The organism is Nostoc sp. ChiQUE01b (genome assembly GCF_034531255.1).
Lineage (GTDB): Bacteria > Cyanobacteriota > Cyanobacteriia > Cyanobacteriales > Nostocaceae > Nostoc.
This window is the reverse complement of the sequence record NZ_JAVRBM010000060.1, coordinates 1-16,769: the sequence shown is the minus strand read 5'-3', so window position 1 is coordinate 16,769 and position 16,769 is coordinate 1. Positions and strand designations below refer to the sequence as shown.

Below are 16,769 nucleotides of genomic sequence, written 5' to 3'. Positions count from 1 at the left end.
TATATGTGGTAAACATTTGGATAAATGTTATGAGATATCAGATCAGCTACTCATAATGTCCCACATTTGAACTTTCCAGAGTTAACGGGTTTCATTTCTGGTTTCCATATCAAGGCAAACCAAATAATCATCTGGATATCTATATTCACTTAACCTTGCATCCAGTATTTTCCAATAGTCAACCCAAAAAATTGAAAAGAGGATATTTCCATGTCTAGTTTGTCTCGTTGGTCATCAACAAAGGTTGCTTTGCTAGTTCTGGGAATGACAGCTGCTACAATAACTCCCATCGTAATTTCTGCCCCAGCTTCATCTCAAACTCCTGTTCCATCTGCGACACCATCACCTGAGACACCATCACCTGTAACACCATCACCTACTTCAACAGTTAACCTGTCTGATGTTTCCTCAGATTATTGGGCGCGTCCCTTCATTCAAGCTCTAGCTGAGAATAACGTGATTAGTGGCTTTCCTGATGGTACTTATAGACCAAATCAGCCTGTGACTCGTGCTGAATTTGCTGCCTTGATTCAAAAAGCTTTCAGTAACCAAAACCGAGTTCGGCAATTAAGTGCAGGTGGATTTAGTGATGTTCCTGCTAACTACTGGGCGGCTGCTGCAATTCAAAGCGCCTACGAAACTGGATTTTTGGCAGGCTATCCGGGGAATGTGTTTAGACCAAATCAAGAAATTCCCAGAGTGCAGGGGATCGTTGCTTTAAGTAGTGGCTTAGGTTTAACTGGTGGCGATACAAGTACTCTCACTAATTTCTATAACGATGCTTCAGCAATTCCAGAATATGCTGTTGGCAGTGTGGCAGCAGCAACAGTAGGTAATCTTGTTGTCAACTACCCGGATGTAAAACAACTCAATCCGCAACAGTCTTTGACTCGTGCGGAAGCAGCAGCACTTTTATATCAAGCTTTAGTTAAACAGGGACGGGCACAACCTATTGCTAGCAATCTTCCAGCTAGTCAGTACGTTGTAGCTGGAACTCCTGTCAGTACTGATATTGTTTCTCTGGCTGCATCCAGTAGTTCTTTTACAACTCTAACTTCTTTATTAAAGACAGCCGGTCTAGCAGATATTCTTCAACAGCCAGGCCCTTATACAGTCTTCGCTCCCACCAATGACGCATTTGCTGCTTTGCCTGCTGCTACCTTACAACAGTTAGAGCAACCAGAAAACAGAGAAGCATTAGTTAAGATTTTGAGATATCATGTGGTTCCAGGTGCGGTAACTGCTAGTCAACTCTCGGCAGGAGAATTGAAAACCGATGAAGGAAAACCTGTAAATATTAAAATCGATTCCGCCAGTAGTCAAGTTTCGGTGAATGATGCCAGAGTTCTCCAAGCAGACGTAAAAGCTAGCAATGGTATTATCCATGCAATTAACCAAGTCCTAATTCCGCCTGATGTTAACATCAGTAAGTTAAATCAGCCACCAACAGGAAGTACAACACCTGATGTTAACGTAGGTAGAAGTACTCGTGGTGGCAGAAGCTATATCGGAGTTGGTGGTAACATTGGTTTGAGCGGCGATGATACAGCTCTGAGCGACACTAATTTTACAGTGATCAGCAAACTTGGTCTAACAAACAATCTATCAGTGCGACCATCGGTAATCTTTGGGGACGATACAATATTTCTAGTTCCTGTGACTTTAGATTTTTCTCCCCGTAGAGCAGGTTCAGTGGGTGAAAGAAGCTTTGCTATATCTCCTTACATCGGTGCTGGTGTAGCAATTGAAGCTAATGCTGATACTGATATTGGATTACTGTTAACAGGTGGTGTAGACCTTCCTATCGGTTCTAAACTGACGCTAACAGGTGGTGTAAATGCTGCTTTTGTGGATGATACTGATGTCGGACTACAGTTAGGAATTGGCTATAACTTCTAGGTAAATAGAAGTAGAACATGTAATAAGGGCGCACAGTTAGTTGTGCGCTCTTGCTGTATTAAGTTCGCTTGATTGCTAAAGTAAGTCCATCGGCGATGGGGACAAGAGAGAGGGTAACTCGCTCGTCATGATGTAACTTTTCGTTCAACGCCCGGATTGCTTGGGTGCTTTCATCTTGATTTTGCTCATCAGCTACTTGTCCTGACCATAAAACATTATCGATCGCAATCAATCCACCTGGACGCACTAATTGCAGCGATCGCTCATAATATGCATCAGAATTTTCTTTATCAGCATCAATAAAGGCAAAATCAAAAGTTTCGGCTTGTCCAGTTGCTAATAGCCGATCTAAAGTTTCCAAAGCTGGTGCCAATCGGAGATCGATTTTATCAGCAACTTCAGCTTCTAGCCAATACCGCCGAGCGATCGCAGTAAATTCTTCACTCACATCACAAGCGATAATCTTGCCATCAGTCGGTAAAGCCAAAGCTACAGAAAGTGAGCTATAACCTGTAAACACTCCAACTTCTAGGGTTTTCTTCGCTCCAATTAACTGCACTAGTAGGCTCATAAACTGCCCTTGTTCTGGTGAAATCTGCATTCCACTGCGGGGATGGCTGGCGGTTTCTTGGCGCAACTTCCTAAGAATCTCTGGTTCTCGCAGCGAAACGGATAAAAGATAATTGTAGAGTTGGTTATCAAGACCTATAGACTGTTTTGGCATGATAGATGAGAGAATTGAGAGAAACTACAGTTATACTATCGCTGATAAGTGGAATCTCAGGAATAACATGGTGCGGTTAGTTTTGACAGCAATATTGCTGGTGCTAGTGACAGCTTGTGGCAGTATTGGACTGCTACCGACTAGCGATTTAGTGCAAAAAGCGATCGCACTTGGGCTAGAACAAACTCAACAAAAACTTAGCCAACAGTTGGATTTAGATTTTCAAGGATTTGAAATCAAGCGGCTATCAATTACCCAGGAACAACCTCTGACGATTGAAAATTTACCAGCTTTTCACGTTTGGGGAACCTACGACTTGATTGTTAAGTTACCAAAACGGCGCTTGACGCAACTAAAAAAAACCTTTGACATTTACCTGCAAATTCAACAAGAAGGTAAAACCTGGCGGTTACTGCTTCCAGACAAGGGTAGTAAAAACACTCAATCAATTTGGCGTAGCTATCTAATTCAGTAATTGATACTCACTCACAGAAATTAAGTAATATCAAGTTCGGGTGATTACTTATTAAACCCCAACAACCCCACACGCCAGTCGCTCATGGGGGAAACCCCCAAGACCGCGCTGGCTCCCCTTAATCCCCTCCCCGCTCTTCGGGAGGGGAGACAAAGCGTAGCTTTGGCGGGGTGAGGTGCAATGACACAAGGAATGATAACTAATTATCCGAACTTAATATAATACTAATTCTCCCTGAAGATGCAGATAATCTTTAAAAACGAACCACCAAGTACGCCAAGGAAAGTTAAAAAGTCAAAAGCTCGCTATTCACCCAACAATTGAAATATCAACAGACGGACGTAATTTTGCACAAACTGATAGAACTTGATGAATTTCATGCGTCAAAAACTGATCAAATAGTTTCTGATCTATCCTCAGATTGGAGTCCAGCATAGGAAAAGCTTGTTGATATAAAATGTAATCGAATCTTGATGCCCATTTTCTTGCTCCTAATCGCGCTGTTATGGAGCAATTATCAACCATAAAAGCGATGCCTTTGTCGTGCATATAGGGATTAAGAGAATCCACGCTTTCAATAATGGATTCGTTAGCGATTTCTGAGTAGGAGTGCCCTTTTTCTCGAAGTAAGTCTACTTGAGCCATCATCGTCGCAATATAAATGCCTGCGGTGATGGGATTAACGGCAATATTTTGTGGTTGTCTTTTTGCACGGACACTAGCGCCAACTTGCCACATTTGGGTTCCATCAATATTTTTCATAGGATAGCGTTGATGCCGATGTTCTGCTTCAATAACACTCTTGATTTCGCTTCCAGAAGCAACATCGTCATATATCTCCATCAAAATTTCAAAAGCAGGATGATAAGCAGCAGAGTAGGCTTTCTTAAAAGCTTCCTGATCTGTTTCATTCAAAAACTCGTAAACAAACAAAATTCCCTTTTGGGAAATCAGCTTAGTAATTGGGCCAGTGAGAGATTCCACACTCTTAGTAAACGCACTTTCTTTAGAGAATCCTTGACCAATAAACCAACGGTAAAGACTTTCTACAATCCCGTGAACTGCTCCAAGTAATAGGCCTCTTTCTCCAAAGATATCAGACTTATATTCATCTTCAAGTGTAGTTTTAAATGTAACAGGTGAACCTATGGCAATTGACCATCCAAGTGCGTAATCTGTTGCTTTGCCGTTAATATCTTGATGAATGACAAAGCTGGAATTAATGCCAGCCCCATTCACTTCTTTGCCTTGCTGATAAAGTCTCCTAACTGAAGGGCCCATCCCTTTGGGACATACGGCAATCACGTTAATATTTTCAGGAAAATCTTTACCAATACTTTTGAGGTATCCCAGCAAAAAGCCATGAGATAAGCCGAGTGTAGAACCTGGGCAAAGAGACTCAAAAATTTGCTCTATATTGTTAGCTTGTGCAGCATCAGAAATTAGAAGAATGGACAATTGTGAAGACGAAAGCACTTCATACATCTCTCCCAATGTGCCATCATCTGTGGTAAAGCCAGCTTTTTGAGCTAATGGAATAGAAGTCGAATTTTCTCGCAGTCCTATTTTGACTTTAATATTAGTTCCCCTAAGAGAATCTCTTAAATTCTGTGCTTGGGCAGAACCTTGAGATGACCAACCTATGACTCCGATTTGCCTAATACCTGCAAATGCTTTGGGTAAAAGTGGAAAAAGATGATGCCCTCCCCGAATGATATATTCTTCTGTATTTGCTAAAAGAATTTTTTCTTTTTGAAATATCTTGGTGTTAAAGTGCAAACTACTCATAGACTTATTACTACAGTGCTATATTTCGCATCAACTAGCTATTACATTAGGTGCTAGCTGTCACTCTGTCCAACACATTTTTTATAGGTAATTAACACTTAAAAAGTTCAAACAATGGAGCTAAGGCATTTACGCTACTTTGTCGCAGTTGCAGAAGAATTACATTTTGGTCGAGCAGCCCAAAGACTCCACATGGCGCAGCAACCTCTAAGTCAACAAATACGCCAATTAGAGGCAGAATTGGGTGTTTCTCTATTCCACCGCACCAAGCGTCAGGTTCAGCTTACGGAAGCAGGAAAAGCTTTTTTGCAGGAGGCGCGTCAAGTTTTGGATAAAGCATCTCACGCAATAAAAGTGGCAAGACTTGTTGCACAGGGAGAAATTGGGCGACTTGCTGTGGGTTTTTCTGGTTTTGCAACTTATAGCATTTTGCCGAAAGTTCTTCGGGTATTTCGAGAGCGTTTCCCTGGCGTAGAATTGGATTTAGAAGAAATGACAACCAGCGCCCAAGTACAGGCTTTACAAAACCGTCAAATTCATCTTGGGCTGATGATTCCCCCTGTAAATGATGCATCTCTAAGCTTGTCTATGATTCTGCAAGAACCATTCGTGGTCGTTTTGCCAGAGTCTCATCCTCTAGCTAAAAAGCCGGAATTAACTTTGTCCGCCTTAGGCAATGAATCTTTCATTTTGGTGTCGCGTCATTTAGAACCTGGCTACTATGATTTATGTATCAGTTTATTCCAACAAGCTGGTTTCAGTCCTAAAGTTGTCCAAAAAGCAAGCCATAAGCAAACAATACTTGGTCTTGTCTCTGCTGGTATGGGTGTTTCCCTTGCTCCTGCATCAATTCGTAATATCCACAGGACAGGGGTTGTTTATACTAATCTCAACACGTCAATAGCAAAGGTGGAGCTTGCAGCCGTCTGGCGACAAGATGAGTCATCACCTATCTTGCAAACATTTATTGAGGTCATTAGAGAAATTGTTCCTCAGAATTGATTTATGGTTGACCTATTGAACACCAGAATTTTTGAATTGTGAATTACGTACAATAAGATATGTGCTACTAGAAAAACTATCACAAGCATTCTGAACACAAAAATTTTTGAAGTTGGAATTCTGCTCAGTGGGATATGTGCTACTAGAAAAACTATCACAAGTATTTCCGTATAACTGCTAGGTACAGTCACGATCGAGGTGATAGTTTCATCGGAGACAGGGTAAGATGTATATTAACTTTTTTATCAGTTCTATTATTGGAATTGTGGTTCCGGTGCTGGTGGCTTTTGGCTTACTGCAATGGTTGCACATACCTACAGGTAACTTTCTTGATTGGGTGATTGGTGGTGCTAGTTTTTGGTGGCTGTTGGTAATTGTTACCGTACCGTGGAATGTGCATTTTCAAGCCAAAGAAGTTTTAGCAGAAGCAGCACAATCAACTGAGAAAGGAATTCCAGTTGATGAGAAACAAGTGAAGTATGTCACAGTGTTGGCAAAGCGATCGCTCTGGGTTGCCATTGCTTTACACTTATTCTCAGCCGTTGGTCTTTATACTCTTGCTGCCACTGGTATTAGTACAGTGGGATATATAAGTTCTGGTGCAGCTTTATTATTAACAATTCTGCGTCCAGCGATTCGCGCTTATGAGTATTTATATGCGCGGTTAGCGATGATTCGCCAAGAATGGAAGTATCCACGCGAAGATATTTTTGAACTGCGCGATCGCTTCTCTATATTGGAACAAAAAATCCAGTCATTGGAAGATCAGCTTAATCCTGAACAACCTTATTCTTTATCTGCAACCCAACAACGTTTTGCCGAAGAAACTCGTAGAGATTTAGCTCGAATTGCCGCTAATTTAGAAGAATTACGGGCGATAAATCAAACGGAACATGAGCGTTTGGGGAGAGAAGCCAGAAATGCGATCGCACAACTTTCCACTGACGGGCAATTTCTCGATCATGTCCGCGAAATTATTCGATTTTTTAAGACCGCTTAATTATTGCTTTAATAGCTATTAAGTAGGTCTGTGTGAAATTTCGATTAACCAATAACAAAATTGTTGTTGGTTAATGACAATCCACTCAAAAGTTGGGCAAATTTTACCTGACTAAACCCAGCCGCACTACCATCTTGGTCAAAGTACAGTCCACCTGTAGTAAAGTCATAGATAAATCGTTGATTACTTGTCGTTGCAGATGTTCCCACGGTAAACTGATTAGCTGAAAGTGAACCTTTTGATAACCCGCCAGCAAAAGAAAAAGCTAATATCTGAATCAAGTCATTAGTGGCGTTGAAATCATAAAGATCGTCAACACCTTCATTGTAATCATAGAAAACAAAGGTATCAGTCCCATTTCCTCCAATTAGGCTGTCATTACCCTTTCCACCTCTCAGGGTATCATTGCCGTTGCTGCCCACAATCAAGTCATTGTAGTCTGTACCTGAGATATTTAATCTTTCGATATTGTTGTAATTAACCAGATACGTATCTGCGGTAACTGATCCAGTGTTAGTAGTAGCATTAAAAGTCGAAGCGATCCCTTTTGTAGCATAATAGCAATACATGGACAACAAATCGTTACCATTACCCCCATTTACCGTTTGAGTCGCTAAATCAGAGGAAACACCACCTGAGTATGTGATGCCTAAATTGAAGGAATCATTGCCATCACCCCCAGAAAGGAGGTTATTACCTTTTGTATCGGTAGCATCCAAGGTATCGTCACCAGCGCCACCGTTGAGGGTATTATTAACTATGGAAACAGTAGGGTCGCTGCCAGAGATGTCAAGATAATCATTGCCATCGCCCCCAGAGAGCAGATTATTGCCTGTTGAACCGCTACCAGACAAGGTATCGTTACCTGCACCTCCTTGTAGAGTGTTATTACCTGTGCAGCGAGAATCTTCGGAGTAGTCAAAAGAGGAAGAGTAGTTGTAGTAGCCAGAGATTTTAAGATAATCATTGCCATCGCCCCCAGAGAGCAGATTATCGCCTGTTGAACCGCTACCAGACAAGGTATCGTTACCTGCACCTCCTTGTAGGCTGTTATTACCTGTGCTGCGAGAGTCGGAGGAGTAGCTAGATCTGGTAATGTAGCTGCCCGTCGTAGCCATAGGTGTATAGGCTATCGTTACCCTTCGTTCCAATGATATTTTCCATAACTTTTAAGTAAGTGGGCGTAAATATTTGTCGTTGGGATAAGGCAGGAGGCAGGAGGGAAGAGGGTTTTAGCCTTGTTCATTTTCGTTAATATAGTTTGGTTTTATTCTGCCGACCTACTTACCTACCTCAATCGATTTTTTCAGTAATTTCAGTTTTGAAGGGAGCATCATTCTTTTATTTGATGATTTTATTCCTTGGAAGTCCCTTGGTTAATATTTTCCCTATATCATCCTGCTTCCAATCCAGAAGATATAATACCAATTCAAAATTCAAAATTCACGCATTAACAAAGCCAGACAGAACAAAGGTATGTCCGTATGTATCTGTCGCATTCTTTTTTCAAATTGGTATAAATTTTTATCGTATATGATGTTTGTGGTGACAACTATCTTCTGGCCTGTGATGATTCCGATGTCTTGTTTAGAAAAAGAGAAGCCGGAGGTTTGACTTATTACTCTCCGGCTTCTTTGCGTACAACTACCTTTACCTGTTAGGCAGTCTTTTATTAAACTTGAAATTTCTTAACGGCGTCTGCTGCCAAAACCAGTTGAACGGCGGGGTGCTGAACTACGCCCACTACCAAAACCACTCCCAGAATTGCGTTTGGGTGAGGTGGCTCTACCAGAGGGTTGCAAGGTGCTACCACCAAAACCAGAACCAGAAGGACGGTTATTACCTGTAGTGCTACGCGGTGTATTGCGTATATTTGAATTTCCAGGATATGACCTTCTAATTGTCCCTGTATTGCGGAAGGCAGTGCGATTTCTCACGGCTGCGGGTTGCGTATTATAGCGAGTTTGGTAACTTTGAACTGCTTGGCCATAGCTTCCGCCATATCCACCGAAGCCACTTAATCCTTGTCCTGGGTAATAGGCAGGGGGTACATAATACTGGGGTCTAAACAATAGACTACCAATTGCCTGACCGGCCACAGCACCAGCCACAGACCCAGCAAAGGGTGCCCAGAAGCTATTTTCTTGACGGACTACAACCGTCTCTTGTTGTCCTGTTTGGGGATTGGTTTTATTCTCGGTAACATTGTGGACGTACTCAATTTTAAAGTCTTCCGTCAGATATAAAATCGGTTGTCCTTTATCTACCTTTAGATAGGTTTTTTTACCCTGCTTGATTTCATCATCAGTTAACCGTGCCATTTGCAAATTTTCGGTTGCAAAGGTTGGGGGATTATTGTTAAGTAAAAACAAGCTGTATTCACCAGTTGCATCGTCATAAGTAGCTTGTTGTATTTGATACTCTCCGTCACTCAGCTTGGTGGTATTGGAGGTTTGGCTAACGTTCTTAGCCGGAGGAGTAGTTTCGTTTCCGCCACCACAAGCGACAGTTGTGATACACAAACTCAGAGCTAAAAAAACGGCTGTAAATTTACGTACTATGGTCATGATCATTGGATTATTGTCCTATCTCTGAGCTTAACAATTTCTTGATGTGAGTAGTAAGTACGGACTACCCAACAGATTACAAAGGAATCAATTCTGGGTAATATTGCAACAGTTGATCACTAGTAAGTTCATCGCCTAACTGTGCCGGCGAGAAATGTACTTGGATTGCCTTTAATCTATGTTTATAATGCAAATTTATCAATGCTTTCAATCCTTCCTTGAGCGCCTGAACGTTAGAAAGGTCAGTTTCTAAATCTGGTACTTCTCCTTCATAAGCTACTGTAATCATCACAATGACGTTACGAGTTACAGGTATGGATAAAGGTTCATTCAATCCAGAGTTGTCAGCATAATCTGGTTCGCTGAGATATCTTTCGGCAGAGTCAGTAAATAATTCATTCACGTAATCTCCTGCTTCGCCTTCATTCCAAAATACGTCACCTTCGTTGGCGGCAGAAAGCCAATATTCATCATATTGCAGCAGGGTTTGGCTAATTTCTACCAATTCTTCTCCTAAAACTTCTAAATCGCCATCGGCATCGATCGCATCCCGTCCAGCACTATTTAATACTCCCAAAATTGGCGCTACTTCACCTCCCCCTAAGTGCAGAAATAGGCGAAACACTACATAGCGAGTTCGACCGATCATTTTATTAAAGATATTGCTCATTTTTTCCTCCAAAATTTTTGTTATTTGTCATTTGTCCTTTGTTCTTTGTCCTTTGTCATTTGTCATTTGTCATTAGTTCAATACCCAATGCCCAATGCCCCATAACTAATGACTAATATAATGAAATCCTTTGACAAAATCTATAATGATATCTAATGAAGGTAATATATTTTTTGTTGAATCAGTGGATATATCATAATCTGAAATATTGAGAGCAGAGCGATTAATAAATCTTTTCCCAAAGTTGGGATGGTCATAAACAATCAAAGTGTGGGCGCTGGAATTCGTTAAAACTATTTGGATTGGGGCTTTACAAAAATTTAACTTTGCGGCTACTTCGATATTTTTTTTCATCTTTTTAATTGTTGTAGCCTGATTTATAGCTTGTTCTAAAAGAGTATTTAATTGTTTCACTATCTGAGGCGATTTTAAGTTTTGGTTTACGACAAGTTCACTGTTAATCATTTCTACTATACTGTAAATATTCTTTTGAGTAGATGCCGCATCTAGAAAGGGAAGAATGACAATGTAAGCAGTGGGAAATAATGCTTCATCGCTATCTACATGAAAGGTGAAAATAGTTCGACGACGGCCACTTTCGATACTTGGAGGTTGTTTCAGCCCTCGATATTCTTGAGCGATTTGATAGTAAGCGCCAGCGATCGCAAAATTAGCTTCGTGTTCTAGAGCTGCATCAACAATAATCCGAATTGTTGGCGGTGTTTCGTTAAAAAAATCTCGTGACTCTTCAGAATGGAAGTTTTGGACAATGGAGCGATCGCCAGCTGGGCTAAGATCGACCCATTCACAAACCATGCCTTCGGTTTTTAAACCAAATCTGGAGGTGGCATAAAGCTTGGCTCCAGTTAAAGTTGCTCCTGTTAAGTCAGCACCGATCCATTCTGCTCTAATTAGTTTTGCCTGAGTTAAATTGGCGTGGACTAAACTTGTATTTGTTAAATTGGCATTGCTTAAATCTGCGCTAACTAAATCAGCCCCGCTCAATTTTGCACCGCTCAAATCAGCCCATTGGAGATTTGCACCGCTCAAATCAGCCCACCGGAGATTTGCACCACTCAAATCAGCTCCGCTCAAATTAGTATGCCTGAGATTGGCTTGTCTGAGTTCGGCATCTCGCAAATTTGCACCACTCAAGTCAGAACGACTGAGGTTACTGGCGTTTAAGTTAGCCATCTCCAAGTTGGCTCCAGTTAAGGAAGCACCTCTCAAGATAGTCTCACTCAAGTTAGCGTGACGGAGATTCGCTTGGCGGAGTGTCGCCTCTCGCAAATCAGCACTGGTGAGGTCAGCCTCCAACAAATCAGCGCGACTGAGGTCAGCGCGAACTAACTCGGCGCGGATTAATGAAGCTCCTGTGAGTTGAGCGCGGCTCAGATCCGCTCGAATCAAATTAGCAACGTTGAGACTGGCGTTGTTGAGGATGGCGCTGCATAGATTCGCGCCACTGAGTCTAGCTACATTCAGCTTGGCATTGCTCAAGTTAGCTTCACTCAGATTCGCGCCACTCAGATTGACTATACTCAAATTAGCATCACTCAGATTTACGCCACTGAGTTTTACCCCACTCAGGTTGGCTTCTGGGAGGTCAACACCACTAAAGTTTAAGACTCCTGCTGCGTATTGTTCCAGTAATTCCTCTACAGTCATTGATGCTACCCCTTGGATGCCAACTTTAATAGTTGGTAAAGTCATAAAAAACGGAATGTCAAAATCAAAAATGAATATTGGAATTTTAGGATTGGGACTGATAGGCGGATCTTTGGGTTTTGATTTGCGATCGCAAGGACATCATATCTTAGGAGTTAGTCGCCGTGAAGCTACCTGTCAAAAGGCAGTTACCCTCGGCAGTGTTGATGAAGCATCAGTCGATCTGAGCCTGTTAGCAGCCGCAGAAGTTGTATTTATTTGTACACCTCTAGCCCTTATTGTGCCCCAATTTGAACAGTTAGTCGCTCATTTGCCTACCGCTACAGTCGTGACTGATGTAGGTTCGGCGAAAGCACAGATAGTCAAGGATATTACTCCCCTGTGGGATAATTTTATCGGCGGTCATCCAATGGCGGGCAGAACAGACAGTGGGATAGAAGCTGCACAGCGCAATTTATTTGTTGATAAACCTTATGTATTAACACCGATAACGACAACCTTAACTAGTGCAATTACAGTTGTAGAAGAAATTGTGCGATCGCTAGGAGCTAATATCTATTTTTGTCAACCAGAGCAACACGACCGTGCTGTGAGTTGGATTTCTCATTTACCTGTAATGGTTAGTTCCTCGTTGATTGCTGCTTGTTTGAGCGAAACTGACCCCGATGTTTTGCAATTAGCCCAAAAGTTAGCTAGTTCGGGTTTTCGAGATACCAGTCGTGTCGGTGGTGGGAATCCAGAGTTGGGCGTAATGATGGCGCGGTATAATCGTCATGCATTGCTGCGATCTCTACAACAATATCGTCAAAACCTCGATGAGTTGACTAACTTAATTGAGCAAGAAAATTGGCCAGTTTTAGAGGAAAAGTTCAAATCAAGGCAACAGGCACGACCTAATTTTGTTGAATAGTTGTCGGGTGCGTTTAGCTATAGATAACGCACCCATTTTTTAATTTAGTAAGTTAATTAATAAAGTTTGTTGGCTGCTTTTTTGTCAAAACAACTCTTCACAGCTACTCAGAAATTACAACATTGAAGAAGAATTCAGAAGTCAGAATTCAGGAGTCAGAATCACTCTCGTGGGGAATTGAGACCCGCCACTCATTGTAGACCGCTAAATCGTACCCCTGCGGGGAAGCAAGCTAGCAAGAGCGTCTCTGAAAGAGAAGATTTAGCTCTTTTCTTAAACCCACTTATTCATCCGCCAGTCACACAGAATTCAATTTCTTTTTCTGGCGACTGACCGAACAATTCGCAATTCGCAGTTCGCTTTTTCGCCCATTGCGAACGCGCAATTGAATAACTGGTTCATTCTGGGATACAAGCCTCTTCATTGATGAAGAAAAAATAGAAATACGTAGTATCAATATTCAACGGAACGCCTTCAGGCGTGGGGTAATAATTGCGAATTGCGAATTGAAAATTGCGAATTGGTGTGACGCCTCTATTCTGTTTGATAAAATCTTTAAAAATGCTACTCAACAGTCTGATAGTCACCAAACCGATGTACCATACAGATAAATTTACAAAAATCAACAATGGTAGAACGTCCAATTAAGAAATCGGAACGTCAGTCTCAAGAAAGCACTGACAGCAATTCCGAAAATTCGGATTCTGTAACCCCGATTGAATCCAACCCCAAAAGCTCAAAACCGACCCGCGATGCCGAAGGCGGGCTGCGCCTACGCTCGTCTGACAAAGGGAAAAAAGCATCATCATATAAAGATGAAAGCAGGCCCCCGGTGAATCCGGCACTAGCGCGTGGCCCAAAACCCGTTAAACCTCCAACCCCCAAAGTTAAAACAGAAGAACTTGAAACAGAATCAGAATCTATCTCTGAGGAGTCTCAAGAGTAACATTACAACTGTTGTTGTGTGTGATGCGGGAGGCTATAAGCATAGTAAAGACTGGATTTCTGGCTTTGAAGGCAGCGATCGCGCCCCCCATCACCATTAGGTTATTTTTAGCGATCGCATATCTGACAGAGTTCCTCTATGTCAAATGCGCGAATGGGTAGGTGTACAAATTCCACAGCCCCAAAAAAGATATCAACGATTTGATTCCAATTCATCAAAATCCCTATTAGGGATTGAAACGGTGGTATAGGCGATTGTTCCTGATACCAAAGGAATGATTTTAAAAGAGTTTGGGCTTGATGTTGACACCCATCAGCATTAGTGTGCCCCTATGAAATATGTAGTTTTTAAACTTATCCATATTTGGTATTTATTGTCAATAGATAAAACCTAAAATATATTCCTAAAATCAATTTGCTTAATTTACAACATCTCAGTACAGTAAACTTAAAAGCAGTTTGAAGGTCATAAAAATGACGACTCAAAAAAGGATTGCTGTAGTTACAGGAAGTAACCGAGGGCTAGGATATGCAATTTCCCGTCAATTATCCCAAATTGGCAACCGCGCAATTCTGACGAGTCGTAATGAAACAGATGGTCTTGCTGCCAAGCAGCAGTTGTCTAGTGAAGGACTTGATGTTGACTATCACAAGTTGGATGTTACCAATGATGGAAGCGTGCAGCAGTTTACCGAGTGGTTGCGTGAAACTTACGGCAAAGTAGATATTCTGGTCAATAATGCAGGTGTAAATCCCACAACAAAGCCTGAAGAGTCCAGCTTACTGACTGTCCAACTGGAAACGATGCGATCGACCTTTGAAACTAATGTTTTAGCGGTACTCAGAATTTCTCAAGCATTAATTCCCTTAATGAAGGTGCAAAACTACGGTCGCATTGTCAATATCTCAACGGAAATGGCGTCTCTAGCGTCAGTTTCAGGTGACTACTACCCTTTAGCACCTTCCTACCGACTCTCAAAGGTGGGAGTGAATGGACTAACAGCGATTCTGGGGAAAGAACTTCAAGGTACTAATATTCTGGTAAATGCCTATTCTCCAGGTTGGATGAAGACCGATATGGGAGGAGATGATGCTCCGTTCACGGCAGAAGAGGGAGCGCAAACAGCTGTTTATTTAGCAACACTTCCCGATGGAGGAGCGCAAGGACTATTTTTTGCAGAGATGCGAAAGTTTGGTGGCCCCATTCAATTACAGTGGTAGGTTAAGATGGGAAATTCCGCAGGTTTACCGCCTATTTATTTAGATACGACCATTGAATTAGCACCTGCTAAAGTGATTGCCTCTTTCCCCGTCAATACTTTTTTGGAAAATCTAGCGATTGCACCAGATGGCACAATATTTGTAACTAATCACGAAGTTGGCAAGATTGTTCGCATTAGTCCAGATGGCAATCAGCAAATTCATGCGACTGTTGAGGGTAAAGTGAGTGGTCTTGCTTTCGCTGCCAACGGGGGTTTAGTGGCAACAGGCTGGAATGCTGATTCCATACCAGTGATTTCTTTAGTTGCCAATGATGGGACAGTGGAAACCTTGCTGAAACTGCCAGATGCAATATTTCTCAATGGCATCACTCCCCTTTCTGGCACTCAGTATTTAACAGCAGATTCTTATCGGGGTGCAATTTGGCTGATTGATATCGCTCAACCTCGTGCTTCAATTTGGCTAGAACATCCAATGCTTGCTCGTAGCAATTCGGAAAATATCATTCCGGCTGCAAATGGTTTGAAGCGTTTTGGTGATTTCCTCTACGTTTCAAATACGGAAAAAATGTTGCTGTTACGGATTCCCGTTGATACCGCAGCTCGACCAGGTGAGCCGGAAATTTTTGTAGAGCAAACTAATATTGATGACTTTGCCTTTGACGTGGAAGGCAATCTTTATGGAGCAACGCACATATACAACAGTGTGGTGCGAATTGCAAGCGATCGCAGTAGTACTATTATTGCTCAAGCTGAGGCAGGGGTAATTGGTAGCACAGCCGTGGCTTTTGGTCAAACCCAGAGCGATCGCACCGCAATTTATGTTGTGACTAATGGTGGAATGTTTTTACCTCCACCCACTGGTGTCGTTCCTGCTAATGTTGTTCGGCTTGAAGTTGGAAAAACTGGGTATCCCTTGGCTTGAGCGTCATCGAATTTTATATTTGAAATTTGGGATTTTCAATTGAAAATCTCAAATTGCTACTCGCTCTGCGAAAATCAAGCTATAGCAAGGGACTGGGGACTGGGGACTGGGGAAGGTGGGGCCCCCTCTGGAGATAAGGGGTAATGCGGACTGGGTGAAAAGTCTTTTGGTGTCTAAGTTTTATCATCTCTTGATGTCCTAACCACTAAGGCTTTTGCTATACGTGAAAAAATCTAAAATCCAAAATTGATTGGCATAACTAATGGAGATGGAACAGGACGATCAATTTGTAACTGTGGTCATTACACAAGTTGTCCAACCAGGATGTGAAACTGCTTATGAAGCTTGGTTGAAAGAAATTACCAGGGTTTCCAGAACCTATACAGGTCATCTGGGAACAAATGTAATTCGTCCCCAACTTGGGGTGCGAAATGAATATGTGATTATCTTCCGATTTGATGGTTATGAAAATTTAAAGGTGTGGATGACATCGCGCGATCGCGAATATTGTCTGAATCAAGGTAAACATTTGGTGGAATCCGATCCTTATGTTCAACAAATTAGTGGATTAGAAGCTTGGTTTTCTCTTCCCGGTCAACCATTAAAAACTCCACCGCGCTATAAAACAGCCTTGCTAACTTGGGGAGCTGTATATGTGTTGATTAATTTGTTGAATACGTTCTTATTACCCCTAATTCGTGGTTTACCACCCTTGATTATTTCATTGATTATAACAATTACTATGGTTTTGCTGTTAACATATATTGTCATGCCTAGAGTTAGCCGTTTGTTTAGCTTTTGGCTATATCCTAAATCACGAAAAATTTAGCAATTAAAATTACTTTAATTAATCTACTTTTGCCATTTGACGATCGCTTCCTCTTCTGGGTCAAAAACAATTAGCCGAACTTGGTAGCCTTGAATTAACGTGAGTTCGACGGATAGGAAAGCACAAAAAGCTTGCTATGTATGAATT

At 41.8% G+C, this 16,769-nt stretch carries 15 protein-coding genes; 9 read left to right on the top strand and 6 right to left on the bottom strand.

Annotation, left to right across the window (positions count from 1 at the left end; genetic code table 11):
* The first annotated feature begins 210 nt into the window (after nucleotides 1-210).
* A complete protein-coding gene (locus tag RMY63_RS29345) occupies nucleotides 211-1,899 on the top strand; it encodes a fasciclin domain-containing protein (protein WP_322732080.1) in 1,689 nt (562 codons plus the stop codon).
* Nucleotides 1,900-1,957: 58 nt separating this feature from the next.
* Here RMY63_RS29345 and RMY63_RS29340 read toward each other — a convergent pair whose 3' ends face one another.
* Nucleotides 1,958-2,623, bottom strand: coding sequence for a class I SAM-dependent methyltransferase (locus RMY63_RS29340; RefSeq protein ID WP_322732079.1), 666 nt, complete (start codon nucleotides 2,621-2,623; stop codon nucleotides 1,958-1,960).
* Nucleotides 2,624-2,690: 67 nt separating this feature from the next.
* Here RMY63_RS29340 and RMY63_RS29335 point away from each other — a divergent pair, with 67 nt between their 5' ends.
* Nucleotides 2,691-3,098: a hypothetical protein gene (locus tag RMY63_RS29335; protein WP_322732078.1), complete on the top strand. Its 408-nt coding sequence runs from the start codon at nucleotides 2,691-2,693 to the stop codon at nucleotides 3,096-3,098.
* A gap of 309 nt (nucleotides 3,099-3,407) precedes the next feature.
* Here the strand turns inward: RMY63_RS29335 and RMY63_RS29330 are convergent, their stop codons facing one another.
* Entirely contained in the window at nucleotides 3,408-4,886 is a 1,479-nt protein-coding gene (locus RMY63_RS29330) for a ketol-acid reductoisomerase (protein WP_322732077.1), read from the bottom strand.
* 114 nt (nucleotides 4,887-5,000) lie between these two features.
* On the opposite strand from RMY63_RS29330, the gene RMY63_RS29325 reads away from it, so the two are divergent.
* Nucleotides 5,001-5,888 (top strand): LysR family transcriptional regulator, encoded by an 888-nt coding sequence (locus RMY63_RS29325; RefSeq protein ID WP_322732076.1) that lies wholly within the window; start codon nucleotides 5,001-5,003, stop codon nucleotides 5,886-5,888.
* A gap of 226 nt (nucleotides 5,889-6,114) precedes the next feature.
* The gene (locus RMY63_RS29320) at nucleotides 6,115-6,888 is read left to right on the top strand and encodes a hypothetical protein (protein WP_322732075.1); all 774 of its coding nucleotides are present in this window, start codon (nucleotides 6,115-6,117) and stop codon (nucleotides 6,886-6,888) included.
* Between the two features lie 44 nt (nucleotides 6,889-6,932).
* On the opposite strand, the gene RMY63_RS29315 is transcribed toward RMY63_RS29320, so the two are convergent.
* The 4 genes from RMY63_RS29315 to RMY63_RS29300 all read right to left on the bottom strand — a co-directional run bounded on the left by RMY63_RS29315 (nucleotide 6,933) and on the right by RMY63_RS29300 (nucleotide 11,793).
* Nucleotides 6,933-8,006, bottom strand: a complete 1,074-nt coding sequence (locus RMY63_RS29315) for a calcium-binding protein (RefSeq protein WP_322732074.1) — start codon at nucleotides 8,004-8,006, stop codon at nucleotides 6,933-6,935.
* A gap of 570 nt (nucleotides 8,007-8,576) precedes the next feature.
* Nucleotides 8,577-9,461, bottom strand: coding sequence for a hypothetical protein (locus tag RMY63_RS29310; RefSeq protein WP_322732073.1), 885 nt, complete (start codon nucleotides 9,459-9,461; stop codon nucleotides 8,577-8,579).
* Nucleotides 9,462-9,531: 70 nt separating this feature from the next.
* Nucleotides 9,532-10,125 carry a DUF1517 domain-containing protein gene (locus RMY63_RS29305; RefSeq protein WP_322732072.1) on the bottom strand — a complete coding sequence of 198 codons (594 nt, stop codon included), beginning with the start codon at nucleotides 10,123-10,125 and terminating at the stop codon, nucleotides 9,532-9,534.
* Between the two features lie 105 nt (nucleotides 10,126-10,230).
* Complete coding sequence (locus RMY63_RS29300) at nucleotides 10,231-11,793, bottom strand: pentapeptide repeat-containing protein (protein WP_322732110.1); 1,563 nt, start codon at nucleotides 11,791-11,793, stop codon at nucleotides 10,231-10,233.
* Between the two features lie 70 nt (nucleotides 11,794-11,863).
* On the opposite strand from RMY63_RS29300, the gene RMY63_RS29295 reads away from it, so the two are divergent.
* From RMY63_RS29295 to RMY63_RS29275, 5 genes are all read left to right on the top strand, one after another.
* A complete protein-coding gene (locus RMY63_RS29295) occupies nucleotides 11,864-12,703 on the top strand; it encodes a prephenate/arogenate dehydrogenase (protein WP_322732109.1) in 840 nt (279 codons plus the stop codon).
* Nucleotides 12,704-13,331: 628 nt separating this feature from the next.
* Nucleotides 13,332-13,649, top strand: coding sequence for a hypothetical protein (locus tag RMY63_RS29290; protein WP_322732071.1), 318 nt, complete (start codon nucleotides 13,332-13,334; stop codon nucleotides 13,647-13,649).
* A 473-nt stretch (nucleotides 13,650-14,122) separates the two neighbouring features.
* Nucleotides 14,123-14,869 (top strand): SDR family oxidoreductase, encoded by a 747-nt coding sequence (locus RMY63_RS29285; protein WP_322732070.1) that lies wholly within the window; start codon nucleotides 14,123-14,125, stop codon nucleotides 14,867-14,869.
* A 6-nt stretch (nucleotides 14,870-14,875) separates the two neighbouring features.
* Nucleotides 14,876-15,793 carry a gluconolactonase gene (locus tag RMY63_RS29280; protein WP_322732069.1) on the top strand — a complete coding sequence of 306 codons (918 nt, stop codon included), beginning with the start codon at nucleotides 14,876-14,878 and terminating at the stop codon, nucleotides 15,791-15,793.
* Between the two features lie 268 nt (nucleotides 15,794-16,061).
* A complete protein-coding gene (locus tag RMY63_RS29275; protein WP_322732108.1) occupies nucleotides 16,062-16,622 on the top strand; it encodes an antibiotic biosynthesis monooxygenase in 561 nt (186 codons plus the stop codon).
* Nucleotides 16,623-16,769: the final 147 nt, after the last annotated feature.